Genomic DNA, 17,826 nt, shown 5'->3' on the forward strand with positions numbered 1-17,826 from the left:
TTCGGAGGTCAAAAACCAGGATCCCAATCTACCTCAACACGTTGAGCAGTGAGATCGACTTTCTTGATAACCTGCCCATGAAGAAACGGGACCAACCGCTCCTTCATACCGAATGCATCTTTCAGGTTTGCCTTCACTACCATCACATCGTTAGAACCGGTTTCCATCATATCGATGATTTTACCCAGTTCGTAACCCGTGGTTGTTACTACCTGACAGCCCATAAGGTCTTTCCAGTAGTAATCATCCTCTTCTAGTGCGGGTAGTTGCTTGGAATCTACGATAATTTCGCAATTAGTCAGTAAATTCGCGGCATCCCGATCGTCAACACCTTTAACTTTGATGATCAGATCTTGACTGTGGCGCTTCCAGTCTTCCAACTCGACATGCTGCCACTTACCGGCCTGCTGGATAAACCACGGCTGGTAATCAAAAATGCTTTCGGCGTTTTCGGTGGATGAAAATACTCTGAGCCAACCGCGAATGCCGTAAGTTGAACCCATTTTACCGAGTACAATCGGCTGATCGGGAACCACTGGATTGAGTTGCTTGCTCATAATAACCACCACCGCGACAGATTAAGCTGCTTTCTTAGCGTCTTTGATCAGCGCAGATACGCGATCAGAAACTGTTGCACCCAGGCCAACCCAATGTTCGATACGGTCCAGGTCCAAACGCAGAGCTTCAGCCTGACCAGCTGCGATCGGGTTAAAGAAGCCTACACGTTCGATAAAACGACCGTCACGAGCATTACGGCTGTCGGTCACTACTACTTGATAGAACGGACGCTTTTTAGCGCCGCCACGAGCCAAACGAATTGTTACCATAACATCCTCTTTAGTTAATAAAACAACTGGACCCCATCGGGGAACGGGGTCCAGTTGCAATATAAAAAGCCCGAAAATTTTACTCATTTTGGCGCAAAAAGCAATCTAAAGCGTAGATTCCTGTGCGCTAGTTTTGGAATGAGTACAGTTTTCTTCGTTTACCGCCGTTTTCAGCGGGAAATCATTACTCATCTCACACGGTTAACACCACTGCGTGAAATATACCCTTCGTACTTGAAACCACAGGGTTGTTGGCTGCGCGCACTAACCCGAATCATTTACTTGAGTAAGTTCATCGTGATTAGTTTACTGGCCGCCTACCTGAAACCCCAATCACTTTGGGTATGACGTTTAGCGGCCTGGGAAACCCGGTGGCATCATACCCTTCATGCCACGCATCATTTTAGCCAAGCCACCATTCTTCATTTTCTTCATCATGCGCTGCATTTCATCAAACTGCTTAAGTAAGCGGTTAACATCCTGTACCTGCACGCCAGAACCAGTAGCAATACGGCGCTTACGCGAGCCTTTGATGATCTCTGGTTTAGCACGTTCTTTCAGCGTCATCGAATTGATGATGGCCTCCATACGTACCGTCACCTTATCGTCCATCTGCGATTTCACGTTTTCTGGCAACTGACCGGCACCCGGCATTTTACTCAACATGCTGGCCATACCGCCCATATTGCGCATTTGCTTCAACTGATCAAGGAAGTCGTTGAGATCGAAACCATCACCTTTTTTCAGCTTGGTGGCTAGTTTCTCCGCCTGTGCACGGTCAACTTTGCTTTCGATATCTTCAATCAGCGACAGCACGTCGCCCATCCCCAGAATGCGTGAAGCCACGCGATCCGGGTGGAATGGTTCCAGTGCGTCGGACTTTTCACCCACGCCCAAGAATTTAATCGGCTTGCCGGTAATATGGCGGATAGACAGAGCCGCACCACCACGAGCATCACCATCAACTTTGGTCAGCACCACACCCGTGAGCGGCAACGCTTCGTTGAATGCTTTCGCCGTGTTTGCAGCATCCTGACCGGTCATTGCATCGACGACAAACAAGGTTTCAACCGGATTAATCGCGGCATGAATCTGTTTGATCTCGTCCATCATCGCTTCATCGACGTGCAAGCGACCGGCGGTATCGACAATCAGAACATCATAAAACTTAAGTTTTGCCTGTTGCAGGGCACGATTAACAATATCAATCGGCTTTTCTTGTACATCAGACGGGAAGAAATCAATATCAACACCCTGGGCCAGCGTCTCCAACTGTTTGATCGCCGCAGGGCGATACACGTCGGCAGACACAACCAGCACTTTTTTCTTCTGTTTCTCTTTAAGGAACTTACCCAGTTTGGCCACACTGGTGGTTTTACCCGCCCCTTGCAGACCGGCCATTAACACCACTGCTGGCGGTTGAGCTGCCAGATTCAGTTCGTTATTGACCTCACCCATGGCGGTGATAAGTTCATTTTTAACTATTTTGACGAATTCTTGGCCTGGTGTGAGGCTTTTATTCACCTCATGCCCGACAGCACGCTCTTTTACCCGGTTGATAAAGTCACGAACCACCGGCAGGGCTACGTCAGCTTCCAGTAACGCCATGCGCACTTCACGCAGCGTTTCTTTAATATTTTCTTCTGTCAGCCGGCCACGGCCGCTGATATTGCGCAGTGTGCGCGACAATCGATCAGTTAAGTTCTCAAACATTGTCTCATACTCAACGTGGAAACAGGCCGCTCTGGCGACACAATGGGGGGATTATAACACGAAGCTTAAACGATCTCTGCTCTCACGTCGGAGAACGGTTGGAGAGGAACGCGCTCAACGCTATACTGGCTATCTAATTCACTTAGCCGATGCTCATATACCGCTATGCCCGTGTTCTCCATTTTGGCTTTGATCGCTTATTTGCTCAGCCTGGGCCTGATTGTCCCAAGCTTGGTGCAGAAAAATAGTGCTTACCGGCGGTTAGCGCTGGTTTCAGCCGTCGTGGCTCTAGTGTGCCATGCTATTGCTCTGAAGCATCAGATTTTTGATGTCGGTGGGGGCCAAAACCTCACTTTATTGAATATTGGCTCCATCGTGGGGTTGATGATCTGCACTATCATGACTATCGTCGCCTCACGGGGGCGCGGTTGGTTCTTGCTGCCGATTGTCTATAGCTTCGCCATGATCAACCTGGCCCTTGCCAGTTTGCTACCGGGCGAGTTTATTACTCATCTGGAAACCAGCCCCACCATATTCGTTCACATTGGGTTGGCGCTTTTTGCTTACGCGACACTTATTATCGCAGCGTTATATGCATTACAACTGGCTTGGCTCGATTATCAGTTAAAGAATAAAAAACTGACATTTAATGCAGACATGCCACCATTAATGAGTATTGAGCGTAAAATGTTCCATATCACCCAAATTGGGGTGGTATTACTGACACTGACGCTGTGTACTGGTTTACTTTATATGGACAACATATTTAGTAAAGAAAACGTCCATAAAGCGGTGTTATCGATCATGGCCTGGTTTGTCTATATTGTTCTATTATGGGGCCATTACCATGAAGGCTGGCGTGGGCGTAGAGTGATTTGGTTCAGCTTCGCTGGTGCATTTCTACTTACGCTGGCCTATTTTGGCAGCCGCTTGGTGCAGGAAATTATAGTTCCTTAATCATCCTCTCCATCATCAGCGTATGGATCAGTTGAACTGACAGAGCCACCATCGCCATTAAGGAATACAGTGTTGGATCACGTATCAACTAGCACGCTGATCATTATTCTGGTCATTATGGTCGTGGTCTCGGCTTATTTTTCTGCCTCCGAAACCGGTATGATGACCCTTAACCGCTATCGTTTGCGCCATTTATCCAAACAGGGTAATCGCGCCGCACGGCGAGTTGAGAAACTACTAAGACGTCCCGACCGCCTGATAAGTCTGGTGTTAATCGGCAACAACCTGGTTAATATTTTGGCATCCGCCTTGGCAACTATTGTTGGTATCCGCTTATACGGGAATGCCGGAGTCGCAATAGCAACCGGAGTGCTGACTTTTGTGGTGTTGATTTTTGCTGAGGTGATGCCGAAAACTATCGCGGCACTTTATCCTGAACGTGTCGCCTTCCCCAGCAGTTTCTTACTGGTTCCCCTACAGAAAATTATGCTGCCACTGGTATGGTTGTTAAATACCATTACGCGCGCGCTGATGCGTCTGTGTGGCATTAGAGGGAATGTTCACAGAAGCGATGCCGTCAGCAAAGATGAATTGCGCAGTATTGTGAATGAATCCCACTCACAAATATCCCGCCGTAATCAAGATATGTTGATATCGGTACTGGACTTGGAAAAAGTTACCGTTAGCGACATCATGGTGCCACGCAATGAAGTGGTCGGTATTGACATCAATGATGACTGGAAGTCAATCATGCGCCAGTTAACCCACTCACCACATGGGCGCATCGTGTTGTATCGCCAGTCATTGGACGATGCCATCGGCATGTTACGTGTGCGGGAAGCCTATCGATTGATGACGGAGAAAAAAGAGTTCAATAAAGAGAATTTGCTGCGCGCAGCTGATGAAATTTACTTTATTCCAGAAGGCACACCACTGAATGTGCAACTGGTGAAATTCCAGAGAAATAAAGAGAAAGTCGGCATGATTGTCGATGAATATGGTGATATTCAAGGGTTGGTGACAGTTGAAGATATTTTGGAAGAGATCGTTGGCGACTTTACCACGTCAATGTCCCCAACACTGGCAGAAGAGGTCAATCCGCAAAGCGATGGTTCAGTACTCATTGATGGTAGCGCCAGCGTTCGCGAACTGAACAAAGCATTCAACTGGTCACTTCCGATCGATGCCCGTACCATCAATGGCATGCTGCTGGAAGAGCTACAAGAGATCCCACAGGTAGGTGCTCAGGTCCGTATCGGCAATTACCTAATTGATGTTCTGGATGTACAAGAGAACATGATTAAACAGGTGCGAGTCGCCCCCATAGTGTCTCAAGGCAGCTCCGCATAACTGCGTAACCAATGCGGCTAGCGAACATAAAAAAGACGCCTTATCAGCGTCTTTTTTGCATTAGCCTATCGAAAACTAAATATGTAATTCAGATAGTTTTTCTTTCGGCAGCGCCAGTTCTTCGTTGTGATTGATACGTACATCACGATCAAGGATACCTTTGGCAATCGCCTGAGCCTCCTCCAGTGAGTGCATATGATAAGTACCGCACTGATACTCATTCAGTTCAGGAATTTTCCGTTGGTCGGTTACCTTCAACACATCCGCCATTGCCGCTTTCCAGGCATTAGCAACACGTTGCTCATCCGGCGTACCAATCAGGCTCATATAGAAACCGGTACGGCATCCCATTGGCGAGATATCGATAATCTCAACACCGTTGCCATTGAGGTGGTTACGCATAAAACCGGCAAATAGATGCTCCAGTGTATGAATCCCGCGTTCCGGCATCACTTCTTTATTTGGCACACAGAAGCGCAAATCAAATACAGTTATCTCGTCGCCATGAGGGGTTTTCATCGTCTTAGCAACACGCACAGCCGGTGCTTTCATAATGGTATGGTCTACGGTAAAGCTATCCAATAATGGCATTTAGTCACCTCCTCATAAAAAAATAATTTTTTATCTGATCTTTTTTCGCAATCCGTGAAACTTTTTCGAATCCTGTGCGTCTTAATATGTGAAAGACGCGCATTTGTTATCATCATCCCTGTTATCAGAGATGTTAATTTGGCCACAGCAATGTGGCCTTTTCTTTTTATTGGCCGCCATGAAGCAGCAAATATTCTTCAAAGCTTAGTTGATCTTTGAGTTCCAGATCACGCTGGCGCTGCCATGAAGCATCTCGCTCTGCGCTTAATTGCTCTTCTGTCAGTAATTCCAATGGTTCATTTTGCAGCATCTCCTTGTATCGCTCCGCGAGTTCAAGGCCAATACCACCAATACCACCTTCTTTCATCGCTTGCAAAATACGCGCGGAGAATGTCAGGCTTGGATCATCAAAATACGCCACAAGCTCATCACAAACTTGTTGATATTCAGTACTGTCTTTGCCATCCAGCACTTCTGCAACACGGCGCAGGTCTGCAAACAGATCTTTTCCGACCTTTTCCAGCGGTTCACGGGTATCGTTGCATCCCCTGCCAATCGTCTGCCCCGGCTTACGCCCTTCTAAAATAACCCGATTCCAGTTCTTACGGGTACACAGTAGTTCATCACTGCTCATTTCAGGCGCATCGGCCAATACACACCAAATCAGGAATAGATCGAGGAACCGTGCCTGTACTGCATCAACGCCAATCGGTGAGAATGGGTTAATGTCCAGAGAGCGCACTTCGATATATTCAATGCCGCCACGTAGCAAAGCATCTGACGGTGATTCGCCAGCCCGGGTAACCCGTTTTGGCCGAATAGGGGCATACAATTCATTTTCAATCTGCAATACATTGGTATTCAATTGCAGATGACGGTCACCGTCTTTTAGCCCCAGTGCTGCGTACTCTTCTGATGGCGTTTGGATCGCACGTTTCAGCCCAGCAACATAGGTGTGCAGGTCATTAAACGTGATACCCAAATTGCTTTGTGATTTATTGGTATAACCCAAATCACTCAGACGTAAAGAGGTGGCATAGGGCAAATAACACATCCCCTTATCATTACGCTCGAAGGGTAATGCCGTCTCGCGCCCTTGCAGGAACGATGAGCAAATCGCCGGTGAAGCACCAAACAGATATGGAATAACCCAACCAAAACGGTAGTAGTTGCGAATCAGTCGGAAATAGCCCGCTGAGATCTCTTCCTTACCGCTTTTTTCATCGGTGACACCTGCCCATGCCTGCCAAAACTCCAGCGGCAAAGAGAAGTTATAGTGCACTCCAGAGATAGTTTGCATCAACGCACCGTAACGGTTTTTTAAACCTTCACGGTAAAGTGTTTTGAAACGGCCAATATTAGAAGAACCATACTTAGCCAATTCAATATCCTGCTCAGCCTCAATAAAGCAAGGCATACTGAGCGGCCACATACGTTCATCACCCAGTTTACGTGCCGTATAACGGTGGATATCACGTAAAAAAGTCAGCAAATGGTCAATATCACCATCGACTGGAGTAATGAATTCCAACAATGCCTCAGCAAAATCAGTGGTAATCCATTGATGTGTCAGGGCTGCACCCAATGACTCTGGATGACCCGTCGAGGCTAATTGGCCATCGGCAGTCACTCTCAATGTTTCCCGCTCGATACCGCGACGGATCCCTTTCAGGGCTTTAGGGTGCGCTTCCAGCCAAGTTAGCGCGTGTGATACATCCGGGATCAAATCGACCTCCCGCTCTTGAAAACCATAACTCGCCAGCATACTGAAACTGCATCGAGGTGACTATGTAAGTTTGTCACATTCTTTACTGCCACCAGGCGATTCCTTGCAACGTAATTACCGTTAATACGATATAACGTAATGCTTTTCCCAAACACAGAAAAAAAGCCACAAGACCCCAGGGCATTCGCAACCAGCCTGCCAACACACACATCAAATCGCCCACTATCGGTAGCCAGCTCAATAACAAAGCCGCTGGGCCAAAACGTTGGAGCCAGCCTAATGCTGTACTCATCCCCCGCTGTGGCTTTAGCTCCGGTAATAAACGTCCTATAACAACATTTGTTAGCCCCCCAAGGGTATTTCCGACAGTGGCAGATAACACCAGCATCATTGCCGGCGCACTACCTGCCGTTAATAGAGTGACTAACAGAATTTCAGAATTTCCGGGTAAGAGCGTCGCACTGAGGAAGCTACTCCCGAATAAAGAAGCAATAGCTAGCGTACTACTCACAACAGGCGCACATCAACTATTGCCATATTGGCCCTTTTAGCCGCTTCAACACCAAAGTCAGCATCTTCGAAGACGACACATTTATCTGGCTGCACGCCGAGTAACTGCGCACAGCGTAAAAATGTCTCAGGCTCTGGTTTATGTTTGGTGACATCATCAGCACCGACAACGGCCGCGAAATAACCGCGCAGACCCAGATGACACAAGAGCATCTCTGCCATAGCATGCTCGCTTCCTGTCCCTACAGCCATAGGTATACGCCCATGATAGGCTTTAACCACGTCTATGAGCGGTAGAGGCTTCACATTATCCAACAGCATCGTCTTCACTAATGCTGTTTTCTCAGTGGCCAATAAATGAGGATCCAAATCAGATTGATGATTAGCGATGATTGCCTGGGCAATTCGCCAAGTCGGTGCGCCATTCAAAGCCACCATCGCTTGATCATCGAAATGCATACCATAAGGCGTTAGCACCTGACGCCAGGCCTGACGATGTGTGGACTCAGTGTCCAGAATGGTGCCATCCATATCAAAAATCAGGCCTTCGTAGCGATCGTACATCGTGGCCCCGCGCCTAGGAATAAATGAAAAGCTACTTTATCGCAAACTAACTAAATTGTCGCTTACTGTATAATTGCATGAATTTACTTGATAAATAATAAATTCAGCTTAATAAAGTTGCTATTTGATATAGAAGAAACCAATGAGTTGAAGCGTTGATTACGAGATAAGAGAATTCAGGTATTTCGTTTTGCTGGGCTATAGGGAACATGAAGCAAAAACTAAAAAGCAGAAAACCCCGCCGTAGCGAGGTTTCTTAATATGGTGCACCCAGGAAGATGACTCGGCTTACGCCTCGCCCTACGGGCCGTTGCTAAAGCAACGTTGTCTCGCTGCGCTCGGCTCGAACTTCCAACCGCTCGGTTCTACGAATTATCTGCTGCTAAAAAGCAGAAAACCCCGCCGTAGCGAGGTTTCTTAATATGGTGCACCCAGGAAGATTCGAACTTCCGACCGCTCGGTTCGTAGCCGAGTACTCTATCCAGCTGAGCTATGGGTGCGATTTTCATTTCTAATTTTACGGAGGCGTTTCAGCAAGTGAAACTTAACAACAAGATGTATGACCTAGAAGATGGTGCACCCAGGAAGATTCGAACTTCCGACCGCTCGGTTCGTAGCCGAGTACTCTATCCAGCTGAGCTATGGGTGCAATTAATTCTTTGACACTACCTGATGTTCATTTGACTATTTCACCATACTGCAAAATATGGTGCACCCAGGAAGATTCGAACTTCCGACCGCTCGGTTCGTAGCCGAGTACTCTATCCAGCTGAGCTATGGGTGCATAGTAAATGGCGGTGAGGGAGGGATTCGAACCCTCGATACAGCTTTTGACCGTATACTCCCTTAGCAGGGGAGCGCCTTCAGCCTCTCGGCCACCTCACCATACGCTTCTTTCGAATTGTGCCTGACTTGCTTTTGAAGAAGCTCATCGGCACTGCGTGGCGCACATATTACTTTCCCGCACTTATAAGTCAAACAATTTTTCCCAACTCACGTTCATTTGCACAATTCACACACAACATGACCAGTTTGACGTCAAAAAGAGTGTTTTATCAACAGGCAAGATAGTGTTTATTGCGGCGTAATTCGATAGAGGAAAAAATAAAACTCTCACCAGCGGCCAATTAAAGAGATTGAAAATAGAAAATTATTACAGGGAGAAGAAGGTTAAAAGGAGATAAAACAGCAGAACTGAGGAGAATAGACAGCAGTAGCGTCTCGTATAACACGAGACGCTGCTTCAAAATCAGTAAGTCGTCGGTTGAGACTTTTCTGCTTGGATGCGCTGGTAGATCTCTTCACGGTGAACAGAAACCTCTTTCGGAGCATTTACACCAATTCGAACTTGGTTGCCTTTAACCCCTAATACAGTAACCGTAACCTCATCGCCAATCATGAGTGTTTCACCAACTCGACGAGTCAGAATAAGCATTCTTTGCTCCTTGAAAAATTAAAAGAGTCGGGTCTCTCAGTTTCCCCGCCATTATCCATCATACACCGTGAAAACGTAAGCCATCACATTCACATAAAATGTAAGTAGCTTGGTCGAGTATCTAACTAATACAAGTTTAGCTGAAGCAAACAACTTTGCGTTTAACTTTGTTTTCGAACTATGACATGAAAATTGAAAAACGCCATACCCAGCATAGAGATATGGCGTATTGATTTAATAGGTCATTACTTGCTTATAACCGGGAAGCTACCCAAGCGTCTACGCTTGCCAATGCCGCTGGCAATGCCAGAACATCAGTACCACCCGCTTGTGCCATATCAGGCCGTCCACCGCCTTTACCGCCCACTTGCAGGGCAATATCTGCGATTAACTCACCTGCTTTTACTTTTCCGGTAAGATCTTTGGTTACACCAACAATCAGGCTGACCTTATCATCCGCTGTTGTTGCCAGCACAATAATGGCCGACCCCAGTTGATTTTTAAGATCATCAACCATGGTACGCAGCATTTTTGGTTCAACATTGTCTAACTGACTAACGAGTAACTTCACACCGTTAACCAATTTCGCACTTGATGACAATGACGCACTTTCTTGAGCGGCTTGTTGATCTTTCAGTTGCTGGAGTTCACGTTCCAGCAGTTTACTGCGATCTAACACGGCACGGACTTTATCTGCCAAATTATGGGTATCACCCTTCACCAGATGAGCAACATCCGCCAGCAGGTCAGTTTGCTGGTGTAGCAGTGCAATAGCCCCCTCTCCAGTGACTGCCTCGATACGGCGGATACCTGCCGCCGTACCTGATTCAGACAGGATGCGGAACAAGCCAATATCACCAGTGCGGCTGGCGTGAATACCGCCACACAGCTCAGTTGAGAAATCGCCCATGGTTAATACTCGTACCTGGTCGTCATACTTCTCACCAAACAGGGCCATCGCCCCTTTTTCTTTGGCCGCATCCAGTTCCATCACTTCTGTCTGGACTGGCAAGTTACGGCGAATCTGCTCGTTGACCAGATCTTCTACCTGACGAATTTGTTCTGGCTTCATCGCTTCAAAATGAGAGAAGTCAAAACGCAAATACTTGTCGTTAACTAACGAGCCTTTCTGAGCTACGTGCTCACCCAGCGTTTTACGCAATGCCGCATGCAGTAAATGGGTTGCGGAGTGGTTCAACCGAATGCGATTACGACGTGCGACGTCAACCTGAGCATCAATACTGTGGTTAACTCGCAGAGTGCCTTGAGTCAATTGCCCCAAGTGACCGATAGCCTGACCGTATTTCTGAGTGTCCGCAACCACGAAGGTGGAGGTAGCATTTTTAAGTTCGCCTTTGTCACCAACCTGACCACCAGACTCACCATAAAATGGTGTTTGATTCAAGACAACAACTGCCTCTTCACCGGCATTAATTTCATCAACGGCTACCCCGTTGCGGAACAATGCGGTAACGGTAGCTTGTTGATGAACATGGTCATAACCCGAGAACTGGCTCGCGCTATCAACACGGATCATACTATTATAATCTGCACCAAAACCACTGGATTCGCGGGCACGACGACGCTGAGCTTCCATCGCTTGTTCAAAACCAGCTTCATCCACTTTCAGATTACGCTCACGACAAACATCAGCAGTTAAATCAACCGGGAAGCCGTAAGTATCATATAAGCGGAAAGCCGTCTCACCGTCGAGGGTGTCACCGGTCAATTTACTGAGCTCTTCATCCAGCAGGGCTAAGCCACGCTCTAAGGTGCGCGCAAACTGCTCTTCTTCAGTTTTCAGAACTTGTTCAACCATCGCCTGCTGTTGTTTCAATTCAGCAGCAGCAGATCCCATCACGGCAATCAACGGAGCAACTAATTTGTAGAAGAAAGTCTCTTTAGCCCCCAACATGTTGCCATGGCGAATAGCGCGGCGAATAATACGACGCAAAACATAACCACGGTTTTCATTTGACGGGATAACCCCATCAGAAATCAGGAAGGCACAAGATCGAATATGGTCAGCGATGACACGCAGCGACTTGCTGGAAAGATCGGTTGCACCAGTGGCTTGCGCCACCGCTTTAATCAAATCGCGGAACAGGTCAATCTCATAGTTAGAATTAACGTGTTGTAATACCGCAGCAATACGCTCAAGCCCCATACCGGTATCAACCGAGGGCTTAGGCAATGGCAGCATAGTGCCATCTGACTGGCGGTTAAACTGCATGAAGACGAGATTCCAGATCTCAATATAGCGATCGCCATCTTCTTCTGCCGACCCAGGAGGTCCGCCCCAGATATGGTCACCATGATCAAAGAAAATCTCTGTGCATGGACCACATGGACCGGTATCACCCATTTGCCAGAAGTTATCTGACGCAAAAGCACCACCTTTGTTATCACCGATACGAATGATACGTTCACGAGGAACACCAACGTCGTTAGCCCAGATTTCATAGGCTTCATCATCGGTTTCGTAGACGGTTACCCAAAGTTTTTCTTTTGGTAAGTTAAACCACTGTTCGCTGGTCAATAATTCCCAAGCGAAACTGATAGCATCATGTTTGAAATAATCACCAAAGCTGAAGTTACCCAACATTTCGAAAAATGTGTGATGACGCGCGGTATAACCTACGTTTTCCAGATCGTTATGCTTACCACCTGCACGCACACAACGTTGAGAGGTCGTTGCACGAGAATAGGCCCGTTTATCCAAACCTAAGAAAACGTCCTTGAACTGGTTCATCCCCGCATTGGTAAACAACAGCGTCGGGTCATTATTGGGAACCAAAGAGCTGCTTGATACAACCTGGTGTCCCTTGCTATGGAAGAAATCGAGAAACGCTTGACGAATCTCAGCGGTGCTCTTGCTCATAATTGCCCCGGAAACAAGCTAAAAGAATGGCCCGCAAGCATATTGCGCATCAATTATTGATAACGCAGTGGGTAAGCTCACGAACAAAAAGTGGGAATAAGATAAATTTTCTTCGAGGGGAAGTAAAATCCCGCGTGCATTCATTCGACAAAATCATTGTAAATCGACTGAATTTCTTCTTGGAAGAAGCCACGATAGAGGAGATAACGCTGAACTTTCGCCTTTTCTTTCCACTCAAGAGGTAAAGTTTCACTAAATTTACGCTGTGCGACTTCTTTTGCGAGCAGACACCAGTCGATTTCACTGATTTCAAAAGCAGCTTGAATTAGTTCTTTATCGACCCCTTTTTGCATCAATTCCGAACGGATGCGCTGTGCCCCATATCCTTTCCGACTACGGCTATTAATATAACTGGTGGCAAAGCGGGAATCGTCTAACCAATCGTGTTGATAGCAATAAGCAATAACTTGTTCGATAGCTTGAGGATCAATATCTTCGACAGGTTTGCTATTTTCACCGCTGGTGCGCCTACCCCAATTCCCTTTTGCCGAAAAAGGCTGGGCTGCAAGCTTACGGCGCAACTCCGATTCACTATGATCACGCTGAGAGAGTAATCTCATGGCACGGCTTAACAGGTCATTCATATACCCTTCTTACTTGAGGTTACTGCTGTGTTAGCGGCTCTCACTCGCCCGAATTACTGACAAGGGTCAGTTCATCGGAACTCATTCGTTGGCTACCTTGCTGTAATCAAATTATTTTGGGTAACAGCCTTCTCTCTCGGCGTTGCAGGTAGGTACGGGCTCTGATTATTTTGGATATGAGCAGGAGTGGAGAGCTGAATACGAATTGCTATTTACTTACTCAAGCGGCCCAATTAATGGGCCGCTTGTTAACTACTTAATCTGCTGATACTAACGCGCTGTTTTAACCTTATTAATTAAAACTCTTCGCTAGTTTCATCAGTCTCATCGGCAAATGCTGCTGTTGCTACAGGTTGTTCGCCGTTCCCACCGTTAAGTAGCATTTCACGCAGTTTTTTATCCAACTCTGCCGCAACCGCTGGGTTTTCTTTTAAATAGTTGCTGGCATTCGCTTTACCTTGACCAATTTTGTCGCCGTTGTAGCTATACCATGCACCTGCTTTCTCAATCAGTTTGTGTTTAACACCCAAATCAACGAGTTCGCCGTTAATATTGATGCCTTCACCGTACAGAATCTGGAATTCAGCTTGTTTAAATGGCGCTGCAATTTTGTTTTTCACAACTTTAACGCGAGTTTCGCTACCAACAACTACATCGCCTTCTTTTACTGCGCCAATACGGCGAATATCCAAACGCACAGACGCGTAAAATTTAAGTGCGTTACCACCGGTGGTAGTTTCAGGGTTACCAAACATAACGCCGATCTTCATACGAATCTGGTTAATGAAGATCAGTAAGGTATTCGCATTCTTCAAGTTACCCGCCAGCTTACGCATAGCCTGGCTCATCATACGTGCCGCAAGGCCCATGTGAGAGTCACCGATTTCGCCTTCAATCTCGGCTTTAGGCGTCAATGCAGCAACCGAGTCAACGATGATAACGTCAACAGCACCAGAACGAGTCAATGCATCACAGATTTCCAATGCTTGCTCACCAGTATCTGGCTGAGAACAAAGCAGGTTATCAATATCTACACCTAATTTTTTGGCATAAATTGGGTCAAGAGCATGCTCAGCATCGATAAATGCACAAGTCTTGCCTTCACGCTGTGCGGAAGCAATAACCTGTAACGTTAGCGTTGTTTTACCTGATGACTCAGGACCATAAATCTCAACAATACGCCCCATTGGCAAGCCACCGGCTCCCAATGCGATATCAAGAGAAAGGGAACCGGTAGAGATGGTTTCAACATCCATTGAGCGGTCTTCGCCAAGGCGCATAATAGAGCCTTTACCGAATTGTTTTTCAATTTGGCCCAGTGCTGCTGCTAACGCCTTTTGTTTATTCTCATCAATAGCCATTTTTACTCCCTCTCTGGTATGCAGGGGTTACCCCTACCATTACCACTGAATGTTGTTTTATGCAGGAAATTACCGCTAATTATACTGTACAATCATACAGTATCAAGCCTATTTTTACAGAAAATCATCGAATAGTGTTTGTAGCGCGAAAACAGCCGCTTGCAGCCTTACTGCATCGCGATCACCGGGGAAAATCTGTTTGCATGCCAAAATCTGCCCTTCACGTGCCGCGAAAGCAAACCATACCGTACCAACCGGTTTATCCGCACTGCCACCATCAGGCCCGGCAATGCCACTAATAGATACCGCGAAGTCAGCATTCGCTTCTCTCAATGCTCCGAGCGCCATCTCTCGTACTACGGCTTCACTCACAGCACCATAATTTGCTAACGTGATTTCGTCCACACCGAGCAAATCGTGTTTGGCTGCATTACTGTATGTCACGAAACCACGGTCAAAGTACGCTGAACTCCCCGCAATATCAGTTAATGCTTTGGCCACCCAACCCCCTGTACAGGACTCAGCACAGGTCACCCAGGCACCACGGGCCTTTAGCTTATTCCCGATTGCAATACTGAGCTGGCGTAATTGTTTCTCGCTCATTGTTGCCCCCTACTCTAATAAAATCTCCCGCCGCCGATAGTAGCACTTCTTTAGCCCGTAACGACAACCACTGTCAGTTATGCGAAACCTCTCGCAAGGAGGAATGAAAAAAAGCGCTTTCCCGTACAAAGCTTTACCTCACAGGCTTAGCTGTTAGTATCAAAAGGGCTGTTTGAATTTATCGGCAACGTAGGATGCGGCAAGTTGCATCAGGGGTACTGGATAGTTATCCGGGATGATGAACTAAGGACGAGATAGTGAAAAAAACGCTTAACGCCTTTTTCCCACTTTATAGTGCAACCGTTTTGATGTTGCTGGGTTCAGGCTTATTGACGACCTATATTTCGCTAAGGTTGACCGCCATCCATGTCTCAGGTGCATTAATTGGGGCAATTATTGCCGCAAATTATATTGGTCTGGTGATCGGTGGCAAGGTTGGCCATTTTCTGATTGCCCGCGTAGGCCATATTCGCGCTTATGTCGCCTGTGCCGGTATTATCACGGCAGCCGTGTTAAGCCATGGACTTACTGAATACATCCCCGCATGGGTAGTTCTGCGCTTGATTATTGGCCTCTGTATGATGTGTCAGTTTATGGTGCTGGAAAGTTGGCTCAATGATCAGGCAGCCTCTAATCAACGCGGTATCGTGTTTGGTGTTTATATGGCTGCAACCTATGCCGGTATGGCGTTAGGTCAGGTGGTATTAATGCTCCAACCTGAGTTGGGTCTGAGCACCCTGATGATTATTGCGCTATTTTTTGCCCTTTGCCTGGTGCCTGTAGCCCTAACAACGCGCAGTAATGCCCAACAAATGTCCCCAGCCCCTATGGAGCTGAAATTCTTTATCAGTTCAATTCCCAAAATACTGGCATCAACTTTGGTAATTGGCATGATTGTCGGCTCCTTCTATGGTCTGGCACCGGTCTATGCCAGCCTGCAATCGCTATCAACGCAGGAGACCGGCCTGTTTATGGCATTATCTATCTTTGCCGGTTTAGTGGCCCAACTTCCTCTCAGTTGGTTGTCCGATCGCTATAACCGCACGCTACTGATCCGTATTAACGCATTATTACTGGCATTAACTGCACTGCCGCTGGCCCTGGTGCCCCATATCTCGTTCCATTTTTTACTGGGTCTGGGGTTTGTCGTCAGCATGTTGCAGTTCACCCTCTACCCACTGGTGGTCGCTCTGGCTAATGACCTGATTGCACCAGAGCGGCGAGTGTCACTGGCGGCATGCTTACTGATGTCATTTGGCGTTGGCGCCAGTATTGGGCCGCTCGCTGTAGGTGCCCTGATTCAGCCATTGGGTGGCAATATTCTATATGCATTCTTCGTACTGTGTGGTGTGAGCCTGATAACACTGAGCAGAACGGTGAAACAAGATCAGGACGAATTCGTTAACGATGCCCCGGTTCCACACATGGCAATACCGGACAGCCTGGTCAGTTCCCCACTGTCACCAGCGCTGAACCCTAGCTTTGACGAGCAAATGATCCACGATGTTATGCCGCCTCCTGACCAACAAGAAGAAGTAGAAAAAACAGAGGAATCGTCTGCAACAGACACACCTAACGCCCCGTAACTCGGGGTCATAGGGGTATCAGTTTGTTTGTACAGCCTCTCTGACGTTAAAATTCGGTACAGCTTGTTATTTATTCAGCTTTGAATAAAAATACCAGCATCAGATAATTAGCGGGACGGAACCATGTCGAGACAAGATGAGCAACGGTTGCTGGTGAAAATAGCCACGCTGTATTACAGCGAAGGTATGAAGCAATCTGAAATTGCTGACAGCCTGCATTTATCTCAATCTTTTGTCTCCCGAGCGATCACCCGCTGCGTTAAAGAAGGAGTGGTGAAAATCAGCGTGATTCAGCCTGCCAATATGTTTATTGGTATCGAATCACGGATTCAAAAACACTATGGAATCGATCAGGCCATTGTGGTGGATATTGCTGATGACGCCAACCCAGTCCAAATAAAGCAAGCTATTGGTTCTGCTGCTGCCCATTACATGCAAACCAGTATTCGCCCAAACGATATGGTGGGGATCTCTTCGTGGAGTAGCACTATCCGGGCGATGGTTGATAATCTTCATCCGCTTAACATCAAAACCAGCGGGGTTATCCAATTACTGGGAGGGGTTGGCCCCAATGGTAATGTGCAAGCCACCTTGTTAACTCAAGCATTAGCCAATATTTTAAATTGTCCGGCTTACTTGCTGCCCGCTCAAAGTATTGAACGTTCGACAGAAGACCGCGCACGCTTGATATCCAGTGGTGAAGTTGCCGATGTAGTGAATAAATTTGCCGAAGTTGATCTGGCATTGGTGGGAATTGGTGATCTGGAGCCATCACAGCTATTGAGAAACTCCGGTAACTATTATCACGAAGAGATGCTCAAGTTACTGGCAGAGCGTGGGGCCGTGGGTGATTTATGTCTGCATTATTTTGATGCTGCTGGCGATGCGGTACTTAGCGATGAAGAAGATCCAGTGATTGGTATGTCGCTACCACAACTGCGTGCCTGCCCCCGAGTGGTAGCGCTGGCAGGAGGGGTAGGGAAAAGTGCTGCCATTCGTGGTGCACTGACGGGTAACTATGTTGATGTATTGATTACCGACAGGTTAACCGCCGAAACCTTACTTTAAAGCGACTGTG

Annotated in this window: 16 protein-coding genes, 4 tRNA genes and 1 other RNA gene; 4 read left to right on the top strand and 17 right to left on the bottom strand. The window is 47.2% G+C overall.

Features of this window, described 5'->3' with window-relative positions; genetic code table 11:
* Positions 1-8: 8 nt before the first annotated feature.
* From rimM to ffh, 3 genes are all read right to left on the bottom strand, one after another.
* The gene (gene rimM, locus V2A84_RS14395; RefSeq protein ID WP_032905542.1) at positions 9-557 is read right to left on the bottom strand and encodes a ribosome maturation factor RimM; all 549 of its coding nucleotides are present in this window, start codon (positions 555-557) and stop codon (positions 9-11) included.
* Between the two features lie 21 nt (positions 558-578).
* Positions 579-827, bottom strand: a complete 249-nt coding sequence (gene rpsP / locus V2A84_RS14400; protein ID WP_005182026.1) for a 30S ribosomal protein S16 — start codon at positions 825-827, stop codon at positions 579-581.
* Positions 828-1,178: 351 nt separating this feature from the next.
* Positions 1,179-2,540 carry a signal recognition particle protein gene (gene ffh, locus V2A84_RS14405; RefSeq protein ID WP_083160233.1) on the bottom strand — a complete coding sequence of 454 codons (1,362 nt, stop codon included), beginning with the start codon at positions 2,538-2,540 and terminating at the stop codon, positions 1,179-1,181.
* Between the two features lie 165 nt (positions 2,541-2,705).
* Between ffh and V2A84_RS14410 the strand changes: the two genes are divergently transcribed.
* Both V2A84_RS14410 and V2A84_RS14415 read left to right on the top strand, forming a co-directional pair.
* Positions 2,706-3,497, top strand: coding sequence for a cytochrome C assembly family protein (locus V2A84_RS14410; RefSeq protein ID WP_083160235.1), 792 nt, complete (start codon positions 2,706-2,708; stop codon positions 3,495-3,497).
* A gap of 72 nt (positions 3,498-3,569) precedes the next feature.
* Positions 3,570-4,847: an HlyC/CorC family transporter gene (locus tag V2A84_RS14415; RefSeq protein ID WP_193784716.1), complete on the top strand. Its 1,278-nt coding sequence runs from the start codon at positions 3,570-3,572 to the stop codon at positions 4,845-4,847.
* A gap of 75 nt (positions 4,848-4,922) precedes the next feature.
* On the opposite strand, the gene luxS is transcribed toward V2A84_RS14415, so the two are convergent.
* The 14 genes from luxS to pncC form a co-directional block, all read right to left on the bottom strand.
* Positions 4,923-5,438 carry an S-ribosylhomocysteine lyase gene (gene luxS / locus V2A84_RS14420; RefSeq protein ID WP_083160240.1) on the bottom strand — a complete coding sequence of 172 codons (516 nt, stop codon included), beginning with the start codon at positions 5,436-5,438 and terminating at the stop codon, positions 4,923-4,925.
* Positions 5,439-5,604: 166 nt separating this feature from the next.
* Complete coding sequence (gene gshA / locus V2A84_RS14425) at positions 5,605-7,203, bottom strand: glutamate--cysteine ligase (RefSeq protein WP_193784717.1); 1,599 nt, start codon at positions 7,201-7,203, stop codon at positions 5,605-5,607.
* 43 nt (positions 7,204-7,246) lie between these two features.
* Entirely contained in the window at positions 7,247-7,675 is a 429-nt protein-coding gene (locus tag V2A84_RS14430; RefSeq protein ID WP_083160242.1) for a YqaA family protein, read from the bottom strand.
* Positions 7,672-8,238, bottom strand: a complete 567-nt coding sequence (yqaB, locus tag V2A84_RS14435; RefSeq protein ID WP_083160244.1) for a fructose-1-phosphate/6-phosphogluconate phosphatase — start codon at positions 8,236-8,238, stop codon at positions 7,672-7,674. The genes V2A84_RS14430 and yqaB overlap by 4 nt, the downstream gene beginning before the upstream one ends.
* Before the next feature lie 262 nt (positions 8,239-8,500).
* Positions 8,501-8,634, bottom strand: a non-coding RNA gene (locus tag V2A84_RS14440) — RtT sRNA.
* Between the two features lie 27 nt (positions 8,635-8,661).
* A tRNA-Arg gene (locus tag V2A84_RS14445) sits at positions 8,662-8,738 on the bottom strand.
* A gap of 72 nt (positions 8,739-8,810) precedes the next feature.
* Positions 8,811-8,887: transfer RNA gene (locus V2A84_RS14450), tRNA-Arg, on the bottom strand.
* A gap of 58 nt (positions 8,888-8,945) precedes the next feature.
* Positions 8,946-9,022, bottom strand: a tRNA-Arg gene (locus V2A84_RS14455).
* 8 nt (positions 9,023-9,030) lie between these two features.
* Positions 9,031-9,123, bottom strand: a tRNA-Ser gene (locus V2A84_RS14460).
* 364 nt (positions 9,124-9,487) lie between these two features.
* Complete coding sequence (gene csrA / locus V2A84_RS14465) at positions 9,488-9,673, bottom strand: carbon storage regulator CsrA (protein WP_002209449.1); 186 nt, start codon at positions 9,671-9,673, stop codon at positions 9,488-9,490.
* Between the two features lie 253 nt (positions 9,674-9,926).
* Positions 9,927-12,554 carry an alanine--tRNA ligase gene (gene alaS, locus V2A84_RS14470; RefSeq protein ID WP_083160246.1) on the bottom strand — a complete coding sequence of 876 codons (2,628 nt, stop codon included), beginning with the start codon at positions 12,552-12,554 and terminating at the stop codon, positions 9,927-9,929.
* A 140-nt stretch (positions 12,555-12,694) separates the two neighbouring features.
* On the bottom strand, positions 12,695-13,198 hold the full coding sequence (gene recX / locus V2A84_RS14475) for a recombination regulator RecX (protein WP_083160248.1): 504 nt from the start codon (positions 13,196-13,198) through the stop codon (positions 12,695-12,697).
* A gap of 296 nt (positions 13,199-13,494) precedes the next feature.
* A complete protein-coding gene (gene recA / locus V2A84_RS14480; RefSeq protein ID WP_083160250.1) occupies positions 13,495-14,559 on the bottom strand; it encodes a recombinase RecA in 1,065 nt (354 codons plus the stop codon).
* A gap of 114 nt (positions 14,560-14,673) precedes the next feature.
* On the bottom strand, positions 14,674-15,162 hold the full coding sequence (pncC, locus tag V2A84_RS14485; protein WP_083160252.1) for a nicotinamide-nucleotide amidase: 489 nt from the start codon (positions 15,160-15,162) through the stop codon (positions 14,674-14,676).
* A gap of 257 nt (positions 15,163-15,419) precedes the next feature.
* On the opposite strand from pncC, the gene V2A84_RS14490 reads away from it, so the two are divergent.
* Positions 15,420-16,748, top strand: coding sequence for an MFS transporter (locus V2A84_RS14490; RefSeq protein WP_083160254.1), 1,329 nt, complete (start codon positions 15,420-15,422; stop codon positions 16,746-16,748).
* 123 nt (positions 16,749-16,871) lie between these two features.
* On the top strand, positions 16,872-17,816 hold the full coding sequence (locus V2A84_RS14495; RefSeq protein ID WP_083160256.1) for a sugar-binding transcriptional regulator: 945 nt from the start codon (positions 16,872-16,874) through the stop codon (positions 17,814-17,816).
* The last annotated feature ends 10 nt before the right edge of the window (positions 17,817-17,826 follow it).

Origin of the sequence: Yersinia sp. 2553 StPb PI (assembly GCF_052217105.1) — a bacterium.
GTDB lineage: Bacteria > Pseudomonadota > Gammaproteobacteria > Enterobacterales > Enterobacteriaceae > Yersinia > Yersinia enterocolitica_E.

What these genes read in the sequence shown, in the direction of transcription:
- csrA (WP_002209449.1), bottom strand. Translation starts at nt 9,673, where the DNA reads ATGCTTATTCTGACTCGTCGAGTTGGTGAAACACTCATGATTGGCGAT.
- rpsP (WP_005182026.1), bottom strand. Translation starts at nt 827, where the DNA reads ATGGTAACAATTCGTTTGGCTCGTGGCGGCGCTAAAAAGCGTCCGTTC.
- recX (WP_083160248.1), bottom strand. Translation starts at nt 13,198, where the DNA reads ATGAATGACCTGTTAAGCCGTGCCATGAGATTACTCTCTCAGCGTGAT.
- alaS (WP_083160246.1), bottom strand. Translation starts at nt 12,554, where the DNA reads ATGAGCAAGAGCACCGCTGAGATTCGTCAAGCGTTTCTCGATTTCTTC.
- luxS (WP_083160240.1), bottom strand. Translation starts at nt 5,438, where the DNA reads ATGCCATTATTGGATAGCTTTACCGTAGACCATACCATTATGAAAGCA.
- rimM (WP_032905542.1), bottom strand. Translation starts at nt 557, where the DNA reads ATGAGCAAGCAACTCAATCCAGTGGTTCCCGATCAGCCGATTGTACTC.
- ffh (WP_083160233.1), bottom strand. Translation starts at nt 2,540, where the DNA reads ATGTTTGAGAACTTAACTGATCGATTGTCGCGCACACTGCGCAATATC.
- yqaB (WP_083160244.1), bottom strand. Translation starts at nt 8,238, where the DNA reads ATGTACGATCGCTACGAAGGCCTGATTTTTGATATGGATGGCACCATT.
- V2A84_RS14410 (WP_083160235.1), top strand. Translation starts at nt 2,706, where the DNA reads ATGCCCGTGTTCTCCATTTTGGCTTTGATCGCTTATTTGCTCAGCCTG.
- recA (WP_083160250.1), bottom strand. Translation starts at nt 14,559, where the DNA reads ATGGCTATTGATGAGAATAAACAAAAGGCGTTAGCAGCAGCACTGGGC.
- gshA (WP_193784717.1), bottom strand. Translation starts at nt 7,203, where the DNA reads ATGCTGGCGAGTTATGGTTTTCAAGAGCGGGAGGTCGATTTGATCCCG.
- V2A84_RS14495 (WP_083160256.1), top strand. Translation starts at nt 16,872, where the DNA reads ATGTCGAGACAAGATGAGCAACGGTTGCTGGTGAAAATAGCCACGCTG.
- pncC (WP_083160252.1), bottom strand. Translation starts at nt 15,162, where the DNA reads ATGAGCGAGAAACAATTACGCCAGCTCAGTATTGCAATCGGGAATAAG.